The following is a 17224-nucleotide window of genomic DNA, read 5'->3' on the forward strand; positions in this document are numbered from 1 at the left end:
TCGTGATGCTCAACGCCCTGCGCGAGACCCACGCGGCCCAGGCCGCCATCACGATGGCCGCCGGCACCCTGCGCGCCGCCCTGCACCAGGCCTGAACCCAAGGAGATCCGGCAGACATGAGCACCACCACCCCCACCGTCGTCCTGGTCCACGGCGCCTTCGCCGACGCGGCCGGCTGGTCCGGCGTCATCGAGGAGCTCCAGCGCCACGGCATCCCGGTCATCGCCCCGCCGAACCCGCTGCGCGGCCTGGCCTCGGACGCCGCGTACATCGCCTCCGTGGCCGCCCGGATCGACGGTCCCGTCGTGCTGGTCGGCCACTCCTACGGCGGTGCGCTGATCACCGTCGCCGGCACCGCGGACAACGTCGTCGGGCTGGTCTACGTGGCCGCCTACGTCCTCGAAGAGGGCGAGAGCCTCGGCGAGCTGCAGGGCCGATTCCCGCTCTCCCCGCTGGTGAGCAACCTCAAGCAGTGGACGTACCCCGTCGCCGGCGGCGACCCGGCCGTCGAGGTCACCATCACCGAGGACGCCTTCCCCTCGGTCTTCGCCGCGGACGTCCCCGAGGATGTCACCAAGGTCCTGGCCGTGGCGCAGCGCCCGCTGGCCGCCGCCGCCTTCGACGAGACGGCCTCCTCCGCCGCCTGGCGGACCAAGCCGTCCTGGGCACTGATCGCGGGCGCCGACAACGCGATCAACCCCGACGTGGAGCGCTTCGGCGCGAAGCGCGCGGGGGCGACCGTCGTCGAGATCGAGGGCGCCTCGCACGCGGTCGCCGTCTCCCAGCCGAAGCAGGTCGCCGACCTGATCCGCGAGGCGGTGCACGCCACGAGCTGACCGGGGAAAGGGGTGCCGCACGGAGAAGGACTCCGGGCGGCACCCCATTCGTCTCACGGCTCCTCGCGCCGTACCCGCTCGGCCCGGTCGACCAGCGTGACCACGACGACCAGGACCGCCACCGCGAGCGCGGCGAGGAGGGCCGGCGCCGGCGAGAGAGCCGCCGCGAGGACTGCCACCGCCACCACGGGAAACGCGAACTGTTCGACCCGGCTCCGCCGGTGCGGCCGGACGTGCACAGCCCACACGGTGATGAGGAAGACCGCCGCCGGCACCGTGACCGCGCCACCCGCGGACAGCGGCGGGGCACCGGTGCGCCCGGTGATCAGATGGGCGTACGCCGCCAGACCGGCTCCCTCGGCGGCAGCCGAGGCCAGGATCAGATAGTGGCCGTACGCCCAGGTGAACCTCCTGCGATGGGCCCGGTGCGAGGTGGCGAGCAGGGTGTGGGCCGGCCGGGCGAAGTACAGCCACCACAGGGCGAAGACGAGCAGCAGGCCACCCGCCGCCAGCAGGTACAGAGCCGCGGTGCCATGGTCCCGGTTCAGGGTATTGCGGACCGCCGCCGCGGCGGCCGCGACGGACTCACCCAGCACGATGAGGACGAACAGGCCGTACCGCTCGGCGATGTGGTGCGGATGCCACGGCGTCATTCCGGCGGACTGCGCCCACACCGGAACGCAGACCTCTGCGGCGATCAGCGCGATGATGGCCGGCAGGCGCGCCGGGACCGGGAGGAGAAGCACCCCGACCCAGCCGATCTGACAACACGTCACCCCCAGGGCGAAGCGGAGCGCGGTCCGCCGCCGAGGCGGATCCGATCGTGCGACACGCAGCCACAGCGTGGTCAGCGTCGTGCGCAGGACGACGTATCCGAGTGTGACGACGCGCAGATCGCCTTCCTCGAACGCGCTCGGCACACCGGCGGCGAGGATGAGGGAGCCCGCGATCTGGACCAGCACCGTCAACCGGTAGGGGACGTCGTCAGGGTCGTAGGCGGAGGCGAACCAGGTGAAGTTCATCCAGGCCCACCAGATCGTGAAGAAGACCAGCGCGAAGCGCAGGGCACCGGTGAACCAGTGCCCGCTCGTCACCGCCGTGTTCAGACACCCGGACACCTGCGCGACCGCGATGACGAAGCACAGGTCGAAAAAGCACTCCAGCGTCGTGGCGGTTCTGTGCGCTTCCGCCGGGTCCCGCCCCCGCAGGCTCAACGCAGGGCTCCCGGCTCGCGATCCGCCCTCTGCTGCTCGCTCGGCATCATGCCTCTCCTCGTCGTTTCCGGGCCCACGCCGTCAGCGACGTTAGGCGGGACGAGGTGCTGGGCCGTGCCCGGTGGCGCACAGGGGCTTGCCCGAGAGTGAACGCGAACAGTCGGCGGAGCGCTCCGGGCAGAAGCATGATGTGCTCAATGCCTTCGGGACGGCGCGACGGACTCGCGTCGGTCCTGGGAGAGCCCGGGGAACCGCGGGTCCGGCGGCCGCCGGACCCGGGTGGCCGCCGCCACCACGGCGGCCACCCGGGACCATCAGCGATACCGTCCTGGTGGGGCGGGAGAAGCCGCACCGTACGCCGTCATCGCCCCGCCCCTTGTGTCGTGGCAGGCGTTGTCAGGTGCGAGTCCAGTGCTGGTTGCTGCCGTTCGAGCAGGAGTAGAGCTGGATCAGGGTGCCGTTGGCTGTTCCGGCTCCGACGGCGTCGAGGCAGAGGCCGGACTGGACGCCGACGATGGATCCATCGGAGTTGAGGCGCCACTTCTGGTTGTCGCCGCCCCAGCAGCTGTAGATCTGCACCTTGGAGCCGTTGCCGGTGCCGGCGGCGTCCAGGCACTTGTTGCCGTAGACCCTCAGCTCGCCCGCGTCGGTGTACGTCCACTGCTGGTTGGTGCCGTTGGAGCAGTCCCACAGCTGGAGCTGGGTGCCGTCGGTGGTGCCGGCGTTGGGCACGTCCAGGCAGCGGCCCGAACCGACGCCCTTGATCTGTCCGCCACTCGAAGGGGGCGGCGTGGAGGAGCCGCCGTTGAGCGCGTCGAGGACGGCGGTGTAGGCGGCCTTCTTGCTGCCGTCACCGTTGAACAGCAGCGGTGTGTCCCCCGATCGCCAGGAGTCGGTGTCGCGCACACCCCAGACGGTGATGCCGAGGCAGCGCGAGACGGCCAGGCAGTCGTTGGTCACGTTGGCGTAGGTCGAGGCCGGGGCGCCCTGGATGTCGAGTTCGGTGATGGCCACGTCGACGCCGAGGGCGGCGAAACTCTGCAGGGTGGTGCGGAAGTTGCTGTTGTAGGGGCTGCCGCTGTTGAAGTGCGACTGGAAGCCGACGCAGTCGATCGGCACACCGCGCTGCTTGAAGTCCCGGACCATGGAGTACACGGCCTGGGTCTTGGCCCAGGTCCAGTCCTCGATGTTGTAGTCGTTGTAGCAGAGCTTGGCCGCCGGGTCGGCGGCGCGCGCGGTGCGGAAGGCGACCTCGATCCAGTCGTTGCCGGTGCGCTGCAGGTTGGAGTCCCGCCGGGCTCCCGAACTGCCGTCGGCGAACGCCTCGTTCACGACGTCCCACTGTGCGATCTTGCCCTTGTAGTGGCCCATCACGCCGTTGATGTGGTCGATCATCGCCTGGCGCAGGGTGCTGCCGCTGAGGCTCTGCATCCAGCCGGGCTGCTGGGAGTGCCAGGCCAGGGTGTGGCCGCGCACCTTCTTGCCGTTCTGCACCGCCCAGTTGTAGACGCGGTCACCGGCGGTGAAGTTGAACTGGCCCCGCTGCGGTTCGGTGGCGTCGATCTTCATCTCGTTCTCGGCCGTCACCATGTTGAACTCACGGCCCGCGATCGCCGTGTACGCCGAGTCGCCCAGCTTGCCCGAGGCGATGGCGGTGCCGAAGTAACGGCCGCTCTGTGCCGCCGCGGCGCCGAGCGTGCTCTCGGCGGCATGTGCTCCCGGCGGCGCGACCAGGGCGGCGACCACACCGAGGACGCCGGCGACCAGCACCCACAGCAGACCGCGGATCTTTTGGCGGACGGCGGGTCTGGGAAGGGCATACGAGCCCATGACTGTTCCTCCAAGGCAGAGATCAGATCACGGATGGACGGAAGGCAGGGGTTTGCGTCGCCCGCTCCCACGCGGCGGGCGGACGGACGGACAGCGAGTGACTGACGGGTCGGGTCGGGGGCACGGGCAGTAGGGGCTCACCGGACGTGCGGTCCTGGGACGGGACGGTCTTCGAGACAGGCACACGGATCTGCTGTGCGGTTGTGCGTGGACCTGCCGCCCAGCACTGACCGCCCAAGGCCCGCGTGGTCCGGAGTGCCGAGCCGGCGCCGGTTTCTCAGACAGGAATGATTGAGGCGTTGACGGTGCATCGTCAACAGCTCGGCCCCAAAAAGTTTCTGTTTTATGTCCGAAACTTTCGGGATTCTCGGTTTGCCGAATAGCAGGCAATGATGCGGTTGTCCGTGGTTGTTGTCTGGCCGGAAAATGCTCTGCGGCTCGACCGCTTGGTGGCGCGACGCCCGACGCGTCCCTGGGAAGTTCTCGAAATATTTCGGATCGGACGACGACATGTGCGAGAGGTGTTGACGCCGTTCGCCGGATCCCTATCATTCAGGTTGCTCGACACCCCGACCTTCGTTCGATATGTCGAATAGGCGAGTCGCTCCATCGCACGGCAGGCAACTCCGGGCCGCCGCCCGAACGCGGAGCCGCAAGGAGTCGCGTCGGCATATGTCATGAACCCGCCAATCACTCACCACTCGAGGTTGAGGAAGGCCCCATGCATAGAGGAAGTTTCAGCCGCAGGCATACGTCCGCGGTGCTCGCCGCCGCGGTGGCGGTCCTGGCCGCGTTGGCGGCGATGCTCGTCGCCGCTCCGGCTCAGGCGGCCACCAGCGGCGCCCTGCGCGGTGTCGGTTCGAACCGGTGTCTCGATGTCGTGGGCGCCGGTCAGGACAACGGCACCTACCTGCAGATCTACGACTGCTGGGACGGAGCCAACCAGCAGTGGACGCTGACGGACGACCACCGGCTGACGGTCTACGGCGACAAGTGCCTGGACGTCCCCGGCCACGCCACCACGGCCGGTACCCGGGTGCAGATCTGGTCCTGCTCGGGCGGTGCGAACCAGCAGTGGCGGGTGAACTCCGACGGCACGGTCGTCGCTGTGGAGTCCGGGCTGTGCCTGGAGGCCACGGGCGCCGGTACGGCCAACGGGACGGCGGTGGAGATCTGGACGTGCAACGGCGGCAGCAACCAGAAGTGGACCGGTCTGTCCGGAACGACGCCGCCGCCGGACACGTGTTCTCTTCCGTCGGCGTACCGGTGGACCTCGACGGGTGTACTGGCGCAGCCGGCGAACGGGTGGACCGCGGTGAAGGACTTCACCACCGTGACGTACAACGGCAAACACCTGGTCTACGCGTCGAACGTGTCGGGATCCTCCTACGGCTCGATGATGTTCACTCCCTTCACGAACTGGTCGGACATGGCGTCGGCCGGCCAGACCGGGATGAGCCAGGCAGCGGTGGCGCCCACGCTGTTCTACTTCGCGCCCAAGAACATCTGGGTGCTGGCGTACCAGTGGGGTGCGTCGCCCTTCGTCTACCGGACGTCGAGCGACCCCGCCAACCCCAACGGCTGGTCCTCGCCGCAGCCGCTGTTCACCGGCAGCATCTCCGGCTCCGGTACCGGCCCGATCGACCAGACGCTGATCGCTGACGGCCAGAACATGTACCTCTTCTTCGCGGGTGACAACGGCAAGATCTACCGGGCGAGCATGCCGATCGGGAACTTCCCGGGCAGCTTCGGCTCGTCGTACACGACGGTCATGAGCGACTCGACGAGCAACCTGTTCGAGGCGGTGCAGGTCTACAAGGTTCAGGGGCAGAACCAGTACCTCATGATCGTGGAGGCGATGGGTGCGAACGGGCGCTACTTCCGCTCGTTCACGGCCTCCAGCCTGAGCGGATCGTGGACCCCGCAGGCCGCGAGCGAGAGCAACCCCTTCGCGGGCAAGGCCAACAGCGGTGCCACCTGGACCAACGACATCAGCCACGGTGACCTGGTCCGCGACAACCCCGATCAGACCATGACCGTCGACCCCTGCAACCTGCGGTTCCTCTACCAGGGCAAGTCACCCGGCGCGAGCGGCCCCTACGACCAGCTGCCGTGGCGGCCGGGCGTCCTGACCCTGAAGCGCTGACCTCCCCGGTCCGCGCTGACCTCCCCGGTCCGCGGTGTCCGCGACGCGGCGCGGTCCGCGGGCGTGCCGGCGAGCGGTTCACGGCGTGGGACCGTCCGCCTGCTGACCGACGCTCGCCGTCCGGGGGAACCCCGGCCGTGCGGCGGCCGGGGTTCCCCTTCACGCGGCGCGGACCGGGCCGCCGACACGCGCTGCCGGCGCAGGGTCCGGTTCTGCCGGTCCAGGCCGCGCTACCACCGCACGGTCTGCCCCTGCCGGTCCAGGTAGTGCAGTCCGCCCCTGCCTGCCTGGGCCTCGATCGTGTCGACGACGCCCGGGATGCTCTCGTCGACGGTCAGGCGGGCGCCGGGGCCGCCCAGGTCGGTCTTCACCCAGCCCGGGGCCAGGAGCAGGAGCGTGCGCGGGTCGTCGGCGTGCCGTGCGGCGAAGCTGCGCATCAGCTGGTTCAGCGCGGACTTGCTCGCCCGGTAGACCTCGAAGCCGCCCTTGGTGTTGTCGGCGACGCTGCCCTGCCCCGAGGACATCACCCCGATGGTTCCGGTCGCCGGGACCAGGTCGTGCAGCGTCTCGACGGTGCGCATGGGGCTCAGCGCGTTGGTCACCATGACGCGGGTGAAGTCGTCGGTGGACACATCGGCGAAGGTCGCCGAGGGGTCGGTGGTGTAGTTCGTCCCGGCGTTGACGAACAGCAGGTCGAGCGTCGTACCGGCCAGGCGCTCGCGCAACGCCGCGACCTGCTCGGGCACCGTGATGTCGGCGTTCTCCACCGTGAGGCGGCCCTTCGCCGACTCGGCCAGGGCGTGCAGCCCGGACCGTTTCCGTTCCGTCGCGGTGACCCGCCAGCCTCGGCTCAGCAGCTCGGCGGTCAGCGCGTAGCCCAGCCCCCGGGACGCGCCGACGATCAAAGCGGTCCTGCCGTCAGTTGCTGTCATCACTGTTCCCTGCTTCACGGGGAGGGCCCCGGGCTTCGATCCCCGAGCCGTGTGATCCGGACGGTACGCACGCTATGAGGCATCCGCTTTACCTGTCAAATGACAGCTGTCTTTCGACAGGGGAGTTAGGGTGGAGCGGTGGAAGAGAACCAGACCTCGCGGCTTTTCGAACTGGCCGACCTGATCCTGGCGGTGGGCCGGCACATCGAGGCGTCCAAAGAGGCCGCGGCCGAGTCCGGGACGCCCCTGGAAGGAGCGGTGATGCGTTTCATCGACCGCCATCCGGGCACGACCGCCGGCGCGGCGGCCGAGGCCACTCAGCTGATCTCCAGCAACTTCAGCAGGGCGGTGCGCGGGCTGGAGAAGAAGGGGCTGGTGCGGCGCGAGGCCGACCGGCACGACGCCCGCCGGGTGCGGCTCTATCCCACCGCGAAGGCGGGGGAGAACCTGCGGCGGCTGAGGGACGCGTGGTCCGGTCTGCTCGACGGCACGGTCACCGATTCCCACGAGATCGACGCCGTGATCTCGACCCTTCGGCACATCGAGACCCGGCTCGTCGCACGGTCCGTCAGCGGCGCCCGCGGCGCGGCGGCCCGGTAGTCGCAGTGGTCGGGCCGGCCGCGGCAGGATTCGTCTCACCTGGGTTCGCCGAATCGCCGTCCTCCTTCGGCGTCCTCGTCCGCACGGGGGCCGCGGGCGTCCGGATGTTCCCGGTACGGTCGTGCGGCGTGCGGCGTGCGGCGTGCGGCGTGCGGCGTGCGGCGTGCGGCGTGCGGCGTGCGGCGTGGCGGCCGTCCGGCGCGGTCACCGCCCGGGCGCCGTCCGCGAGTGGCCGTACCGCGGGCAGGCTCCCAGCGGGCCCGGAGGCATCTCACCGAACCCCGGCGGAGAAGCGGATCACTGTGCCGGCCGTCCACGACCGTTCTCGCCGGCAGCCGCGGGACCGATGTCTCCCGGGGCCGTTCTCCCGTCCGCACCCGGTGGCGGCGCCGTGCTCGCGCGCGTCACCAGGCGGGTCGGCACGAGGGTCGTCCCGGGTCCGGCGCCGGCATGGCGCATCTTGTGCAGCACCGCCTGGACGCACAGCCGTCCGACCTCGCCGAAGTCCTGGTGGACGGTGCTGAGCGGGGGCAGGAAGGACGCCGACTCGGGGATGTCGTCGAAGCCGATCACGCTGACCTCCCCGGGAACGCGCCGTCCGCGTTCGTGGAGGGCGCGCAGCAGACCGAGGGCCATCTGGTCGTTGGCGGCGAAGACCGCCGTGCAGTCGTCGCGCGCGGCCAGTTCGAGGCCGGCGCGGTAACCGGACTCGGCGGACCAGTCGCCGCGGACCAGCGGCGGCGGTGTGCGGCCGGCCTCCTCGAGGGCGGCGCGCCAGGCGTCGGCGCGGCGCTGCGCGGCGAAGGAGCCCTCCGGGCCGCCGAGGTGCCACACGGTGTCGTGGCCGAGACCGAGCAGGTGCCGCACGGCGGCGCGGCTGCCGCCGGCCTGGTCGGTGTCGACGACCGTGTAGCGGTCCCCGGCGTCGGAGTCGACGACCACGACCTGGACGTGCGGCGGCAGCGTGACGGTCGCGGCGTCCAGCAGGTGGACCTCCATGATGACGATCACCGCGTCGACGGCCAGTTCCTGCAACCGGGAGAACGCCCCCTGCACCGCGTCCTGGGTGGGCAGGGCGACCGGCAGCAGGGTCACCGCGTAGCCCTCCTGCGCCGCGGAGGTGGCGATGGCCTCCAGGGTGCGCACGTTGCCGGTGGTGGCCAGGGAGAAGGTGATGACGCCGATGGTGCGGAACTCGCCGCGTTTGAGGGCGCGGGCCGCGCTGTTGGGCCGGTAGCCGAGTTGCTCCATGGCGGCCGTCACCTGCCGGCGCGTCTTCTCGTTCACGCCCGGGTAACCGTTGGAGACCCGGGAAACGGTCTGCGACGAGACGCCGGCCAGGCGGGCCACGTCGGCCATGGAGGCCGTGCTCCGGCCGCTGCCGCGGGGCCGGCCGCGGGTTCGCCCCGGGGCTTCGCCGGGCGCCCCGCTCCTCACGTCCGGGGTGCCGCCCGGCACGCTCTCCGCCGCCGTCTCAGGCACGTCCACTCGCCGTTCCCCGCCCTCTCCGCCGCCCCGGCCGCCGGTCCCGCTCGGACTCTTGACCACCCTCATCGAGGCAGTGTAGACATTCCGCCACCCGATGTTTACGTAAACATCGCCGGCTCCCCGGCCTCTCCGGGGTGAGCGGTGTCCACGCGAGGTCCGCGTGAACCTCCGGGACGGCGCGGCCCCGGCCCAGGCCACGGCGGCGTCACCGAGTCACCACCCGCACGAGCGAGGAACGACATGACGACGCTGCAACCGCAGGTGGCCCCCGAGCCACGGTCGGCGCCACAGGCGCCACCCGCCACGGGACGGGAACGCCGCTCCTGGACGGGGTGGGGTTTCATCGGCCCGTTCGTGGCGGTGTTCGCCCTGGTGTTCCTGGCGCCGATCGCGTACTCGGTCTACCTGAGCCTCTTCCGCGACCGGCTCATCGGCGGGACCACCTTCGTGGGCCTGGACAACTACCGGCAGGCGCTGGGGGACGCGGACTTCTGGGCCGCGTTCGGCCGGGTCTCGCTCTTCCTGTGCGTGCAGGTGCCGATCATGCTGGGCATCGCCCTGCTGGTCGCCCTCGCCCTGGACAGCGGACGCCTCTACGGCGCGGACTTCTTCCGCATCTCCGTCTTCCTGCCCTACGCGGTGCCCGCCGTCGTCGCCACCCTGATGTGGGGCTTCATGTACGGCACCCGCTTCGGTCTCCTCGGCGACCTCGACCAGGCGTTCGGCCTGTCACTGCCCGACCCGCTCTCCCCGGACCTGGTCCTGGCCTCCATAGGCAACATCGTCACCTGGGAGTTCGTCGGCTACAACATGCTCATCTTCTACTCGGCGCTGCGCGTGATCCCGCACTCCCTGTACGAGGCGGCGCAGATCGACGGCGCCGGGCAGATCCGGGTCATCACCGCGATCAAACTGCCGGCGATCCGCGGCGCCCTGGTGATCGCGACGATCTTCTCCGTCATCGGCAGCTTCCAGCTGTTCAACGAGCCGAGCGTCCTGCAGAAGCTGGCCCCCAACGCCATCACCACGGACTACACGCCCAACTTCTACACGTACTCGCTGTCCTTCTCCGGCCAGCAGCACAACTACTCCGCGACGGTCGCCATCGTCATGGGGCTGATCACCATGGTCATCGCCTATGCCGTCCAGCTGCGCGGTATGCGCAAGGGAGCGTGAAGCAGCGATGACCGGTACCGTCCCCGACGCCGCCGCCCGGCCCGCGCCCTCCCGGCCGGCTCCGTCCCGCACCGCGCCCCGGCTGCGCGCGCCCCGGCGCGGCCCCTCTCCCGCCCGGCCCCGGCGCAGCGTCCCGCTGACCCTGCTCACCGGCCTGGTGCTGCTCTACAGTCTGCTGCCGCTGGCCTGGCTGCTCATCAGCGCCACCAAGACCCAGAAGGGACTGGCCCGTTCCTTCGGCCTGTGGTTCGACAGCGACTTCGCCCTGTGGGACAACATCGCGCAGACGTTCACCTACCACGACGGGATCTTCACCCGCTGGCTGCTGAACACCGTGCTCTACGTCGTGGTGGGCGCCGGCGGCGCCACCTTCCTGGCCACGCTGGGCGGTTACGCGCTGGCCAAGTTCGACTTCCCCGGCCGGCGCGCCGTGTTCGCCGTCGTGATCGGCGCCGTCGCCGTCCCGGGAACCGCGCTGGCGGTGCCGACCTTCCTGATGTTCAGCAACGTCGGCCTCACCGACACTCCGTGGGCGGTGATCCTCCCCTCGCTGATCTCCCCGTTCGGCCTGTACCTGATGTGGGTGTTCGCCTCGGAGGCGATCCCGGCCGAACTGCTGGAGGCCGCCCGCATGGACGGGGCGGGCGAGGTGCGCACCTTCTTCCAGGTCGCCCTGCCCCTGCTCGCGCCGGGCATCGTGACCGTCTCCCTCTTCACCATGGTCGCGACCTGGAACAACTACTTCCTGCCGCTCATCATGATCAAGAACCCGGACTGGTATCCGCTCACCCTGGGCCTGTACAGCTGGAACGCCCAGGCCGCGACCGCCGGCGGCCAGCCCGTGTTCCATCTGGTGATCACCGGATCCCTTCTCACCGTCGTGCCGCTGATCGCCGCGTTCCTGCTGCTCCAGAAGCACTGGCAGTCCGGACTCGCCGCAGGCAGCGTCAAGGAATAGCACCGCCCCCCTCCCCGCCCCCGGCCACCAAGAAGTGGAAGCGCACACCCATGCACAAGCACTCCCGCCGCCTGCTGCGCGGCATCGGTCTCGTCTGCGCCCTCGCCCTGGGGGCCACCGCGTGCGGCGGATCGAACTCCTCGGAGCCGGACGCGAAGACGGTCTCCGAGGCGGACATCAGCGCCGCGCTGAAGAAGGGCGGCACCATCACCGTCTGGGCCTGGGAACCCACGCTCAAGCAGGTGGCCGCCGACTTCGAGAAGGAGCACCCCGGGGTCAGGGTGAACCTCGTCAACGCGGGCACCGGCAACGACCAGTACAAGGCGCTGCAGAACGCCATCTCCGCCAAGAAGGGCGTACCCGACGTCGCCCAGGTCGAGTACTACGCCATGGGCCAGTACACGCTGACCAAGCAGCTCACCGACCTCACGGGCTTCGGCGCCGCGAAGCTGGCCGCCCAGTACTCACCGGGCCCGTGGAAGGGCGTCAAGGCCGGCGGCGGGATCTACGGGCTGCCGATGGACTCGGGCCCCATGGCCCTGTTCTACAACAAGAAGGTCTTCGACAGGTACCACCTCACGGTGCCCACGACCTGGGACGAGTACGTGGACGCGGCCCGCGCCCTGCACAAGGCGAACCCCAAGGCGTACATCACCAACGACGCCGGCGACGCCGGGTTCACGACCAGCATGCTGTGGCAGGCCGGTTCGCGCCCCTACAAGGTCGACGGCACCAAGGTGAGGATCGACTTCTCCGACCCGGGCGCGAAGAAGTACACCGCCACCTGGCAGAAACTGCTCGACGAGAAGCTGGTCGCCCCCGTGACCAGCTGGTCCGACGACTGGTACAAGGGCCTCGGTGACGGCACCATCGCCACGCTGGCCATCGGCGCCTGGATGCCGGCCAACCTCGCCTCCGGGGTGAAGGACGCCGCCGGCGACTGGCGCGTCGCACCGCTTCCGCAGTGGCGGGCAGGGGCCCACGACAGCTCCGAGAACGGAGGCAGCGCCCTCACCCTGCCCGAACTCGGCAGGAACGAAGCCCTGGCCTACGCCTTCGTCAGGTACGCCGACTCGGGCAAGGGGGTGGACACCCGTGTCAAGGGCGGCGCCTTCCCGGCGACGACCGCGCAGCTGACGTCCAAGACGTTCCAGGACGTCCGGTTCCCGTACTTCGGCGGGCAGCAGGCCAACAAGATCTTCGCGGAGTCGGCCGCGAACGTCTCCGGCACCTGGTCCTACCTGCCGTACCAGGTGTACGCCAACTCGGTCTTCAACGACACCGCCGGCAAGGCCTACGTCTCGCGCACCAAGCTGGCCGACGCCCTCAAGACCTGGCAGGACGCCTCCGTCAAGTACGGCGAGGAGCAGGGCTTCACCGTCGAGAAGTAGCGCACCGGGGCGGCGCGGCCACCCCGCCCCGCCCCGGTGTCCCACCCCGGAAGGACCACCATGATCTCCACCCTCCTGTCCCGCCGCGGCGGGGCGGACGGTGCCCCCGCCCCCCGGCTGGTCTACGGCGCCGACTACAACCCCGAGCAGTGGCCCCGCTCCGTGTGGGAGGAGGACGTCCGGCTGATGCGCGAGGCCGGCGTGAACCTCGTGTCGCTGGCCATCTTCTCCTGGGCCCGCATCCAGCCGGCCGAGGACGTCTGGGACTTCACCTGGCTCGACGACATCATGGACCTCCTGCACGCGGGCGGCATCGGCGTCGACCTGGCCACGGCCACCGCGTCCCCGCCGCCGTGGCTGACCGCCGCCCACCCGGAGATCCTGCCGGTCACCGCCCGCGGCGAGACCCTGTGGCCGGGAGCCCGCCAGCACTGGCGGCCCACCTCGCCGGTCTTCCGCGAGCACGCCCTGCGCCTGGTACGGCAGATGGCCACCCGCTACGCCGGTCACCCGGCGCTGGTCGCCTGGCACGTCAACAACGAGCTGGGCTGCCACAACGTCCACGACTACTCCGACGACGCGGCGCGCGCCTTCCGTGACTGGCTGCGCAACCGTTACAGCACGCTGGACGCGCTCAACGACGCCTGGGGGACGGCCTTCTGGTCCCAGCGCTACAGCGACTGGGAGCAAATCCTGCCTCCCCGCCTGGCCGCCTCCCACCCCAACCCGACCCAGCAACTGGACTTCAAGCGCTTCTCCTCGGACGCGCTGAAGGACCACCTGCGCGCCGAACGCGCGATCCTCCGGGAGATCACCCCCGGCGTCCCCGTCACCACCAACTTCATGGTGATGGGCGGCACCAAGGGCATGAACTACCCGGACTGGGCCGAGGAGATCGACTTCGTCTCCAACGACCACTACGTCCACCCGGGCCCGCAGGACCGCGACGAGCTGTCCTTCTCCGCCAATCTCACCAGCGGCATCTCCGGCGGACGGCCCTGGTTTCTGATGGAGCACTCCACCAGCGCCGTGAACTGGCAGCCCGTCAACCTCGCCAAGCGGCCCGGCGACCTCGTCCGTGACGCGTTGCTGCATGTCGCGCACGGCGCCGACGCGGTCTGCTTCTTCCAGTGGCGCCAGTCCGCGGCCGGCGCGGAGAAGTACCACTCCGCGATGGTTCCGCACGCCGGGCCCGACAGTGAACTGTTCCGCACGGTGACCGGACTCGGCGCGACCCTGAAGGCGTTGTCACCCGTGGCGGGCAGCGAACGGGAACCCGCCCCGGTCGGCATCCTCTACGACTGGGACTCCTGGTGGGCCAGCGAGCAGGACTCGCACCCCACCACCCTGCTCGACTACCGCCAGGAGGCCCTCGACTGGTACTCGGCGCTCCTCGCCCTCGGCATCCGCGCCGACCTCGTCACCACCCGCGGCGACCTGCACCGCCACCAGGTGCTGATCGCGCCCGTGCTGCACGTCGTCCCCGCCGACCTGGCCAAGACGCTCACCCGGTTCGTCGAACAGGGCGGCCACCTCGTCACCACCTACTTCTCCGGGATCGTCGACGAGAACGACCACGTGTGGCTCGGCGGCTACCCGGGCGCCCTGCGCGACCTGCTCGGCATCCGCATCGAGGAGTTCGGGCCGCTGCCCGCGGGGGAGAGCGTCGAACTCGACGACGCGACGACCGGAAGCCTGTGGACCGACCGCGTCGCCGTCACCGCGCCCGGGACCGAGGTCCTGGCCCGCTACCGCACGGGCGTGCACGCGGGCCGCCCCGCCGTCACCCGGCGCCCCGCGGGGCGCGGTTCGGCCGCCTACGTCTCCACCCGGCTCGGCGTCGAAGGGGTCACCTCGCTCCTGCCCCGGCTGCTGGCGCCGGCCGGCGTGGCCGGCGAACTGCCCGAGGACGCCCGCGGAAGGGTGGAGACGGCGGTGCGCCGCGACGCCGCCCACCGCTATCTGTTCCTGGTCAACCGCGGCGAACAGGCCGTGCCGGTACGCGGCCTGAGCGGAGACGTCCTCGTCGGCGTCGCCGACGCCGACGGCGTCCTCACCCTCGGGCCGCGGGGCGTCGCCGTACTGCGGCAGCCCCTCGCCTGAGCAGCGGATGCCGCACGGGGGAGCAGCGGCCCTGACGGCCCCTGGCCGCCGCGGCCGCGCCGGGCGGCACCCCGGCGGCGCCGGGTCGGTGACGGAGACGGCCATCGCCTCCGTCACCGACGGCCGGACCCGTCGCAGGGGCGGTCAGCGCTTGAAGTCCGTCTCCTCGACACGTGTCTGCACCGTCCGGCCGCTCTCCCACGCGTTGGCGCCCGGCGCCACGTCCGGCACGGGGATGTCCGCCCGGTTCTGCCGCTTGCGGGACGTCGAGACGCCGAGCCTGTCGTCCCGGGCCCTGATCATCTCGTCCGCGGCCTGTCCGTCCCCGGTGAAGCCCATCATCAGCTGGGGGATGCCGTAGGGGAAGTCGTCGCGGTCGTACTGCCACGTGTGGAACGTCTTGCCGTAGGTGGTCACGAGGTCCTCGAAGTAGGCGTGCTCGGCCAGGTCGGGGATGCCGGGGGCGGTGAGCGTGCCGGACTTGACCTCGTAGTGGTGGCTGTGCCACAGCCGCTTCTCGTCCTCGGGCAGCGAGCGGAAGCGCTCTTCGCTGATGATGTACTCGATGCCGATCAGGCGGGCGTCGGGCGCGTTGCGGTCGAAGATCACGCACTGGTGCAGGTCGTGACGGAGGTGGATGCAGAAGTGCGTGGCCTCCACCTGACGGCCCATGTCGTCGGCGTACATGTGGAAGCCGTTGAGATACGTGCTCATCGCATCGAGCGGGTACTTCGGCTGCATCGCCCCGGCCGCCAGGTCGAGCGCGCGGTGCTTGAGCGGGTGACCCTTGCCGACCTTGCTGATCGTGGCCGCCTTGCGGCCGAACAGGAGACCGGCCGCGGCCGTCACCCCTGCCGCGACACCGATCCCGATGGACGCGGCCGGGCCCCGGCCGGACCCGCGCGAGCGGTGTGTGCCCTGTGTGAATGCCATGGACGGCGAGTGCCCGGTGCCCGGCGGCCGTAACGGACCGCTCCGGGCGCACCGCCACCGGACGTCACGGGGTGCGGAAGCCCCGGAAGGTCACCTGCGCCCGGGTCTTGAAGCCGAGGCGCTCGTACAGGGCGATCGCGGTGGTGTTCGTCTCGGCGACATGGAGGAAAGGACGTTCGCCGCGTGCCACGATGCGGGCGGCGAGCGCACCGACCAGGCGGCCGGCGTGGCCCCGCCCCCGGGCTTCGGGTGCGGTGCACACCGCGCTGATCTCGGTCCATCCAGGGGGCCGCAGCCGCTCCCCGGCCATCGCCACCAGGGCACCGCCGACCCGGACACCGAGGTAGGTGCCGAGTTCGTGGGTGCGCGGCCGGAAGGGACCGGGCCCGGTGCGCGCGACCAGGTCGAGCATCTCGGGCACGCTCTCCGCGCCCAGCTCGACCACACCGGTGCCCGGACCGGCCCCGGGCAGGTCCGGGCGGGCACCGCCGGGCCGGATCAGCTGACGGCCGGCAAGGCTGAAGACCGGCTCCCAGCCCGTCGGCGGGTCGGCCGGGCAGCTGAACATGTCGGCGAAGGCGCCGGGACCGAGCAACCGGGCCAGGTCGGCCCAGTCCTCCGGGCCAGGACGGGCGGACACGGAGCAGAAGGTCGCCACTTCGGGGTCATAGGCGGCGGCCCGGCCGGCCCCGCGGGCGAGGTGCGCGTGCCGGCCGCCGAGCGAACGGCCCACCGGGTCGTCGAGCACCGGGTCGTCGTCGTTGATCACTGGGCCGTTCCTTTCCTGGTGGGCGCGGTGGCCGTGCGGTCGGGGCCGGTACCGCCGCGCCGTCGGGACCACCGGCGTCCAGGGCGCCCCTTTTGTTCGCAGCTCTCAGGGCTGTGCCGTGGCGACCTTCAGTCCGAACCCGATCAGCACGGCCCCGGTGACACGGTCCATGCCCCGGCGCACGGCCGGCCGCTCGAAGAAGGCGCGGGCCCGGGACAGGAGCAGGACGTACCCGCCGAGCCAGAGGCCGGTGAGCACCGTGTGCACGAGGACCAGCAGGGCCATGCCGGTGTGCGCGGGCAGCCCGGCGGGGGCCAGGGCCGGCAGCAGGCCCGTGTAGAACACGGCGATCTTGGGATTGAGGACGTTGCTCACCAGACCGGTCCGCCAGGGGTTGCCACGCGGCGGGGTGGGGACCGCCGCTGCCTGCGACCGGCCGCGGCGGCTCTGGAGCAGCGCCTGGACACCGAGGAGGACCAGGTAGCCGGCGCCGGCCAGTCTGACCACCGTGTACGCGGTGGCGGACGCGGCCAGGACGGCGGCGAGGCCGGCCACCGACAGCACGCCCCAGACCAGCAGTCCGGCGGTGATCCCGCCCACGGTCCGCAGCCCGTCCTGCCGGCCGGAGGCGACGGCCCGCTTGGTCACGACGGCCATGTCCGGTCCGGGCACCATGGTGAGCACCGCCAGGACGCCGGCGGCGGTCAGGAACTGTATGAGCATGCGCCCAGTCTCACATCCGCGCCGGGGCCCGTGGGCCGCGGGTTCGCCGGGGACCGCGGGCGGGGCGGAATCCCGGTACCGCCGGGGCTCCCCGCCCCGGCCGGCTCCCCGCCGCCGGGAGCCGG

At 71.0% G+C, this 17224-nt stretch carries 14 protein-coding genes; 7 read left to right on the forward strand and 7 right to left on the reverse strand.

Annotation, left to right across the window (positions count from 1 at the left end; genetic code table 11):
- Nucleotides 1-116: 116 nt before the first annotated feature.
- Nucleotides 117-836, forward strand: a complete 720-nt coding sequence (locus IG64_RS14855; protein ID WP_037855971.1) for an alpha/beta fold hydrolase — start codon at nt 117-119, stop codon at nt 834-836.
- Nucleotides 837-889: 53 nt separating this feature from the next.
- On the opposite strand, the gene IG64_RS14860 is transcribed toward IG64_RS14855, so the two are convergent.
- Both IG64_RS14860 and IG64_RS14865 read right to left on the reverse strand, forming a co-directional pair.
- Nucleotides 890-2050, reverse strand: a complete 1161-nt coding sequence (locus IG64_RS14860; protein ID WP_107474254.1) for a low temperature requirement protein A — start codon at nt 2048-2050, stop codon at nt 890-892.
- A 396-nt stretch (nt 2051-2446) separates the two neighbouring features.
- The gene (locus IG64_RS14865) at nt 2447-3880 is read right to left on the reverse strand and encodes an endo-1,4-beta-xylanase (protein WP_037855972.1); all 1434 of its coding nucleotides are present in this window, start codon (nt 3878-3880) and stop codon (nt 2447-2449) included.
- Between the two features lie 721 nt (nt 3881-4601).
- On the opposite strand from IG64_RS14865, the gene IG64_RS14870 reads away from it, so the two are divergent.
- Nucleotides 4602-6026 (forward strand): non-reducing end alpha-L-arabinofuranosidase family hydrolase, encoded by a 1425-nt coding sequence (locus tag IG64_RS14870; RefSeq protein ID WP_051812930.1) that lies wholly within the window; start codon nt 4602-4604, stop codon nt 6024-6026.
- Between the two features lie 230 nt (nt 6027-6256).
- Here the strand turns inward: IG64_RS14870 and IG64_RS14875 are convergent, their stop codons facing one another.
- Nucleotides 6257-6958, reverse strand: a complete 702-nt coding sequence (locus tag IG64_RS14875) for an SDR family NAD(P)-dependent oxidoreductase (protein ID WP_037855976.1) — start codon at nt 6956-6958, stop codon at nt 6257-6259.
- A gap of 138 nt (nt 6959-7096) precedes the next feature.
- Between IG64_RS14875 and IG64_RS14880 the strand changes: the two genes are divergently transcribed.
- The gene (locus IG64_RS14880; RefSeq protein WP_037855978.1) at nt 7097-7558 is read left to right on the forward strand and encodes a MarR family winged helix-turn-helix transcriptional regulator; all 462 of its coding nucleotides are present in this window, start codon (nt 7097-7099) and stop codon (nt 7556-7558) included.
- 297 nt (nt 7559-7855) lie between these two features.
- Here IG64_RS14880 and IG64_RS14885 read toward each other — a convergent pair whose 3' ends face one another.
- Entirely contained in the window at nt 7856-8917 is a 1062-nt protein-coding gene (locus IG64_RS14885) for a LacI family DNA-binding transcriptional regulator (RefSeq protein ID WP_078884011.1), read from the reverse strand.
- A 369-nt stretch (nt 8918-9286) separates the two neighbouring features.
- Between IG64_RS14885 and IG64_RS14890 the strand changes: the two genes are divergently transcribed.
- The 4 genes from IG64_RS14890 to IG64_RS14905 are packed head-to-tail and all read left to right on the forward strand — an operon-like array spanning nt 9287 to nt 14674.
- On the forward strand, nt 9287-10222 hold the full coding sequence (locus tag IG64_RS14890; protein WP_037855981.1) for a carbohydrate ABC transporter permease: 936 nt from the start codon (nt 9287-9289) through the stop codon (nt 10220-10222).
- 7 nt (nt 10223-10229) lie between these two features.
- Nucleotides 10230-11180: a carbohydrate ABC transporter permease gene (locus IG64_RS14895; RefSeq protein ID WP_037855983.1), complete on the forward strand. Its 951-nt coding sequence runs from the start codon at nt 10230-10232 to the stop codon at nt 11178-11180.
- A 50-nt stretch (nt 11181-11230) separates the two neighbouring features.
- Nucleotides 11231-12571: an ABC transporter substrate-binding protein gene (locus tag IG64_RS14900; protein ID WP_037855984.1), complete on the forward strand. Its 1341-nt coding sequence runs from the start codon at nt 11231-11233 to the stop codon at nt 12569-12571.
- A 60-nt stretch (nt 12572-12631) separates the two neighbouring features.
- Nucleotides 12632-14674, forward strand: a complete 2043-nt coding sequence (locus IG64_RS14905; protein ID WP_037855986.1) for a beta-galactosidase — start codon at nt 12632-12634, stop codon at nt 14672-14674.
- Between the two features lie 144 nt (nt 14675-14818).
- Here IG64_RS14905 and IG64_RS14910 read toward each other — a convergent pair whose 3' ends face one another.
- The 3 genes from IG64_RS14910 to IG64_RS14920 all read right to left on the reverse strand — a co-directional run bounded on the left by IG64_RS14910 (nt 14819) and on the right by IG64_RS14920 (nt 17099).
- Nucleotides 14819-15607: an OBAP family protein gene (locus IG64_RS14910; protein ID WP_037855987.1), complete on the reverse strand. Its 789-nt coding sequence runs from the start codon at nt 15605-15607 to the stop codon at nt 14819-14821.
- Between the two features lie 64 nt (nt 15608-15671).
- Nucleotides 15672-16373 (reverse strand): GNAT family N-acetyltransferase, encoded by a 702-nt coding sequence (locus IG64_RS14915; RefSeq protein ID WP_037856138.1) that lies wholly within the window; start codon nt 16371-16373, stop codon nt 15672-15674.
- Nucleotides 16374-16481: 108 nt separating this feature from the next.
- The gene (locus IG64_RS14920) at nt 16482-17099 is read right to left on the reverse strand and encodes a LysE family translocator (RefSeq protein ID WP_037855988.1); all 618 of its coding nucleotides are present in this window, start codon (nt 17097-17099) and stop codon (nt 16482-16484) included.
- Between the last annotated feature and the right edge of the window lie 125 nt (nt 17100-17224).

The sequence above is a fragment of the Streptomyces sp. NRRL S-340 genome, from assembly GCF_000720185.1.
GTDB lineage: Bacteria > Actinomycetota > Actinomycetes > Streptomycetales > Streptomycetaceae > Streptomyces.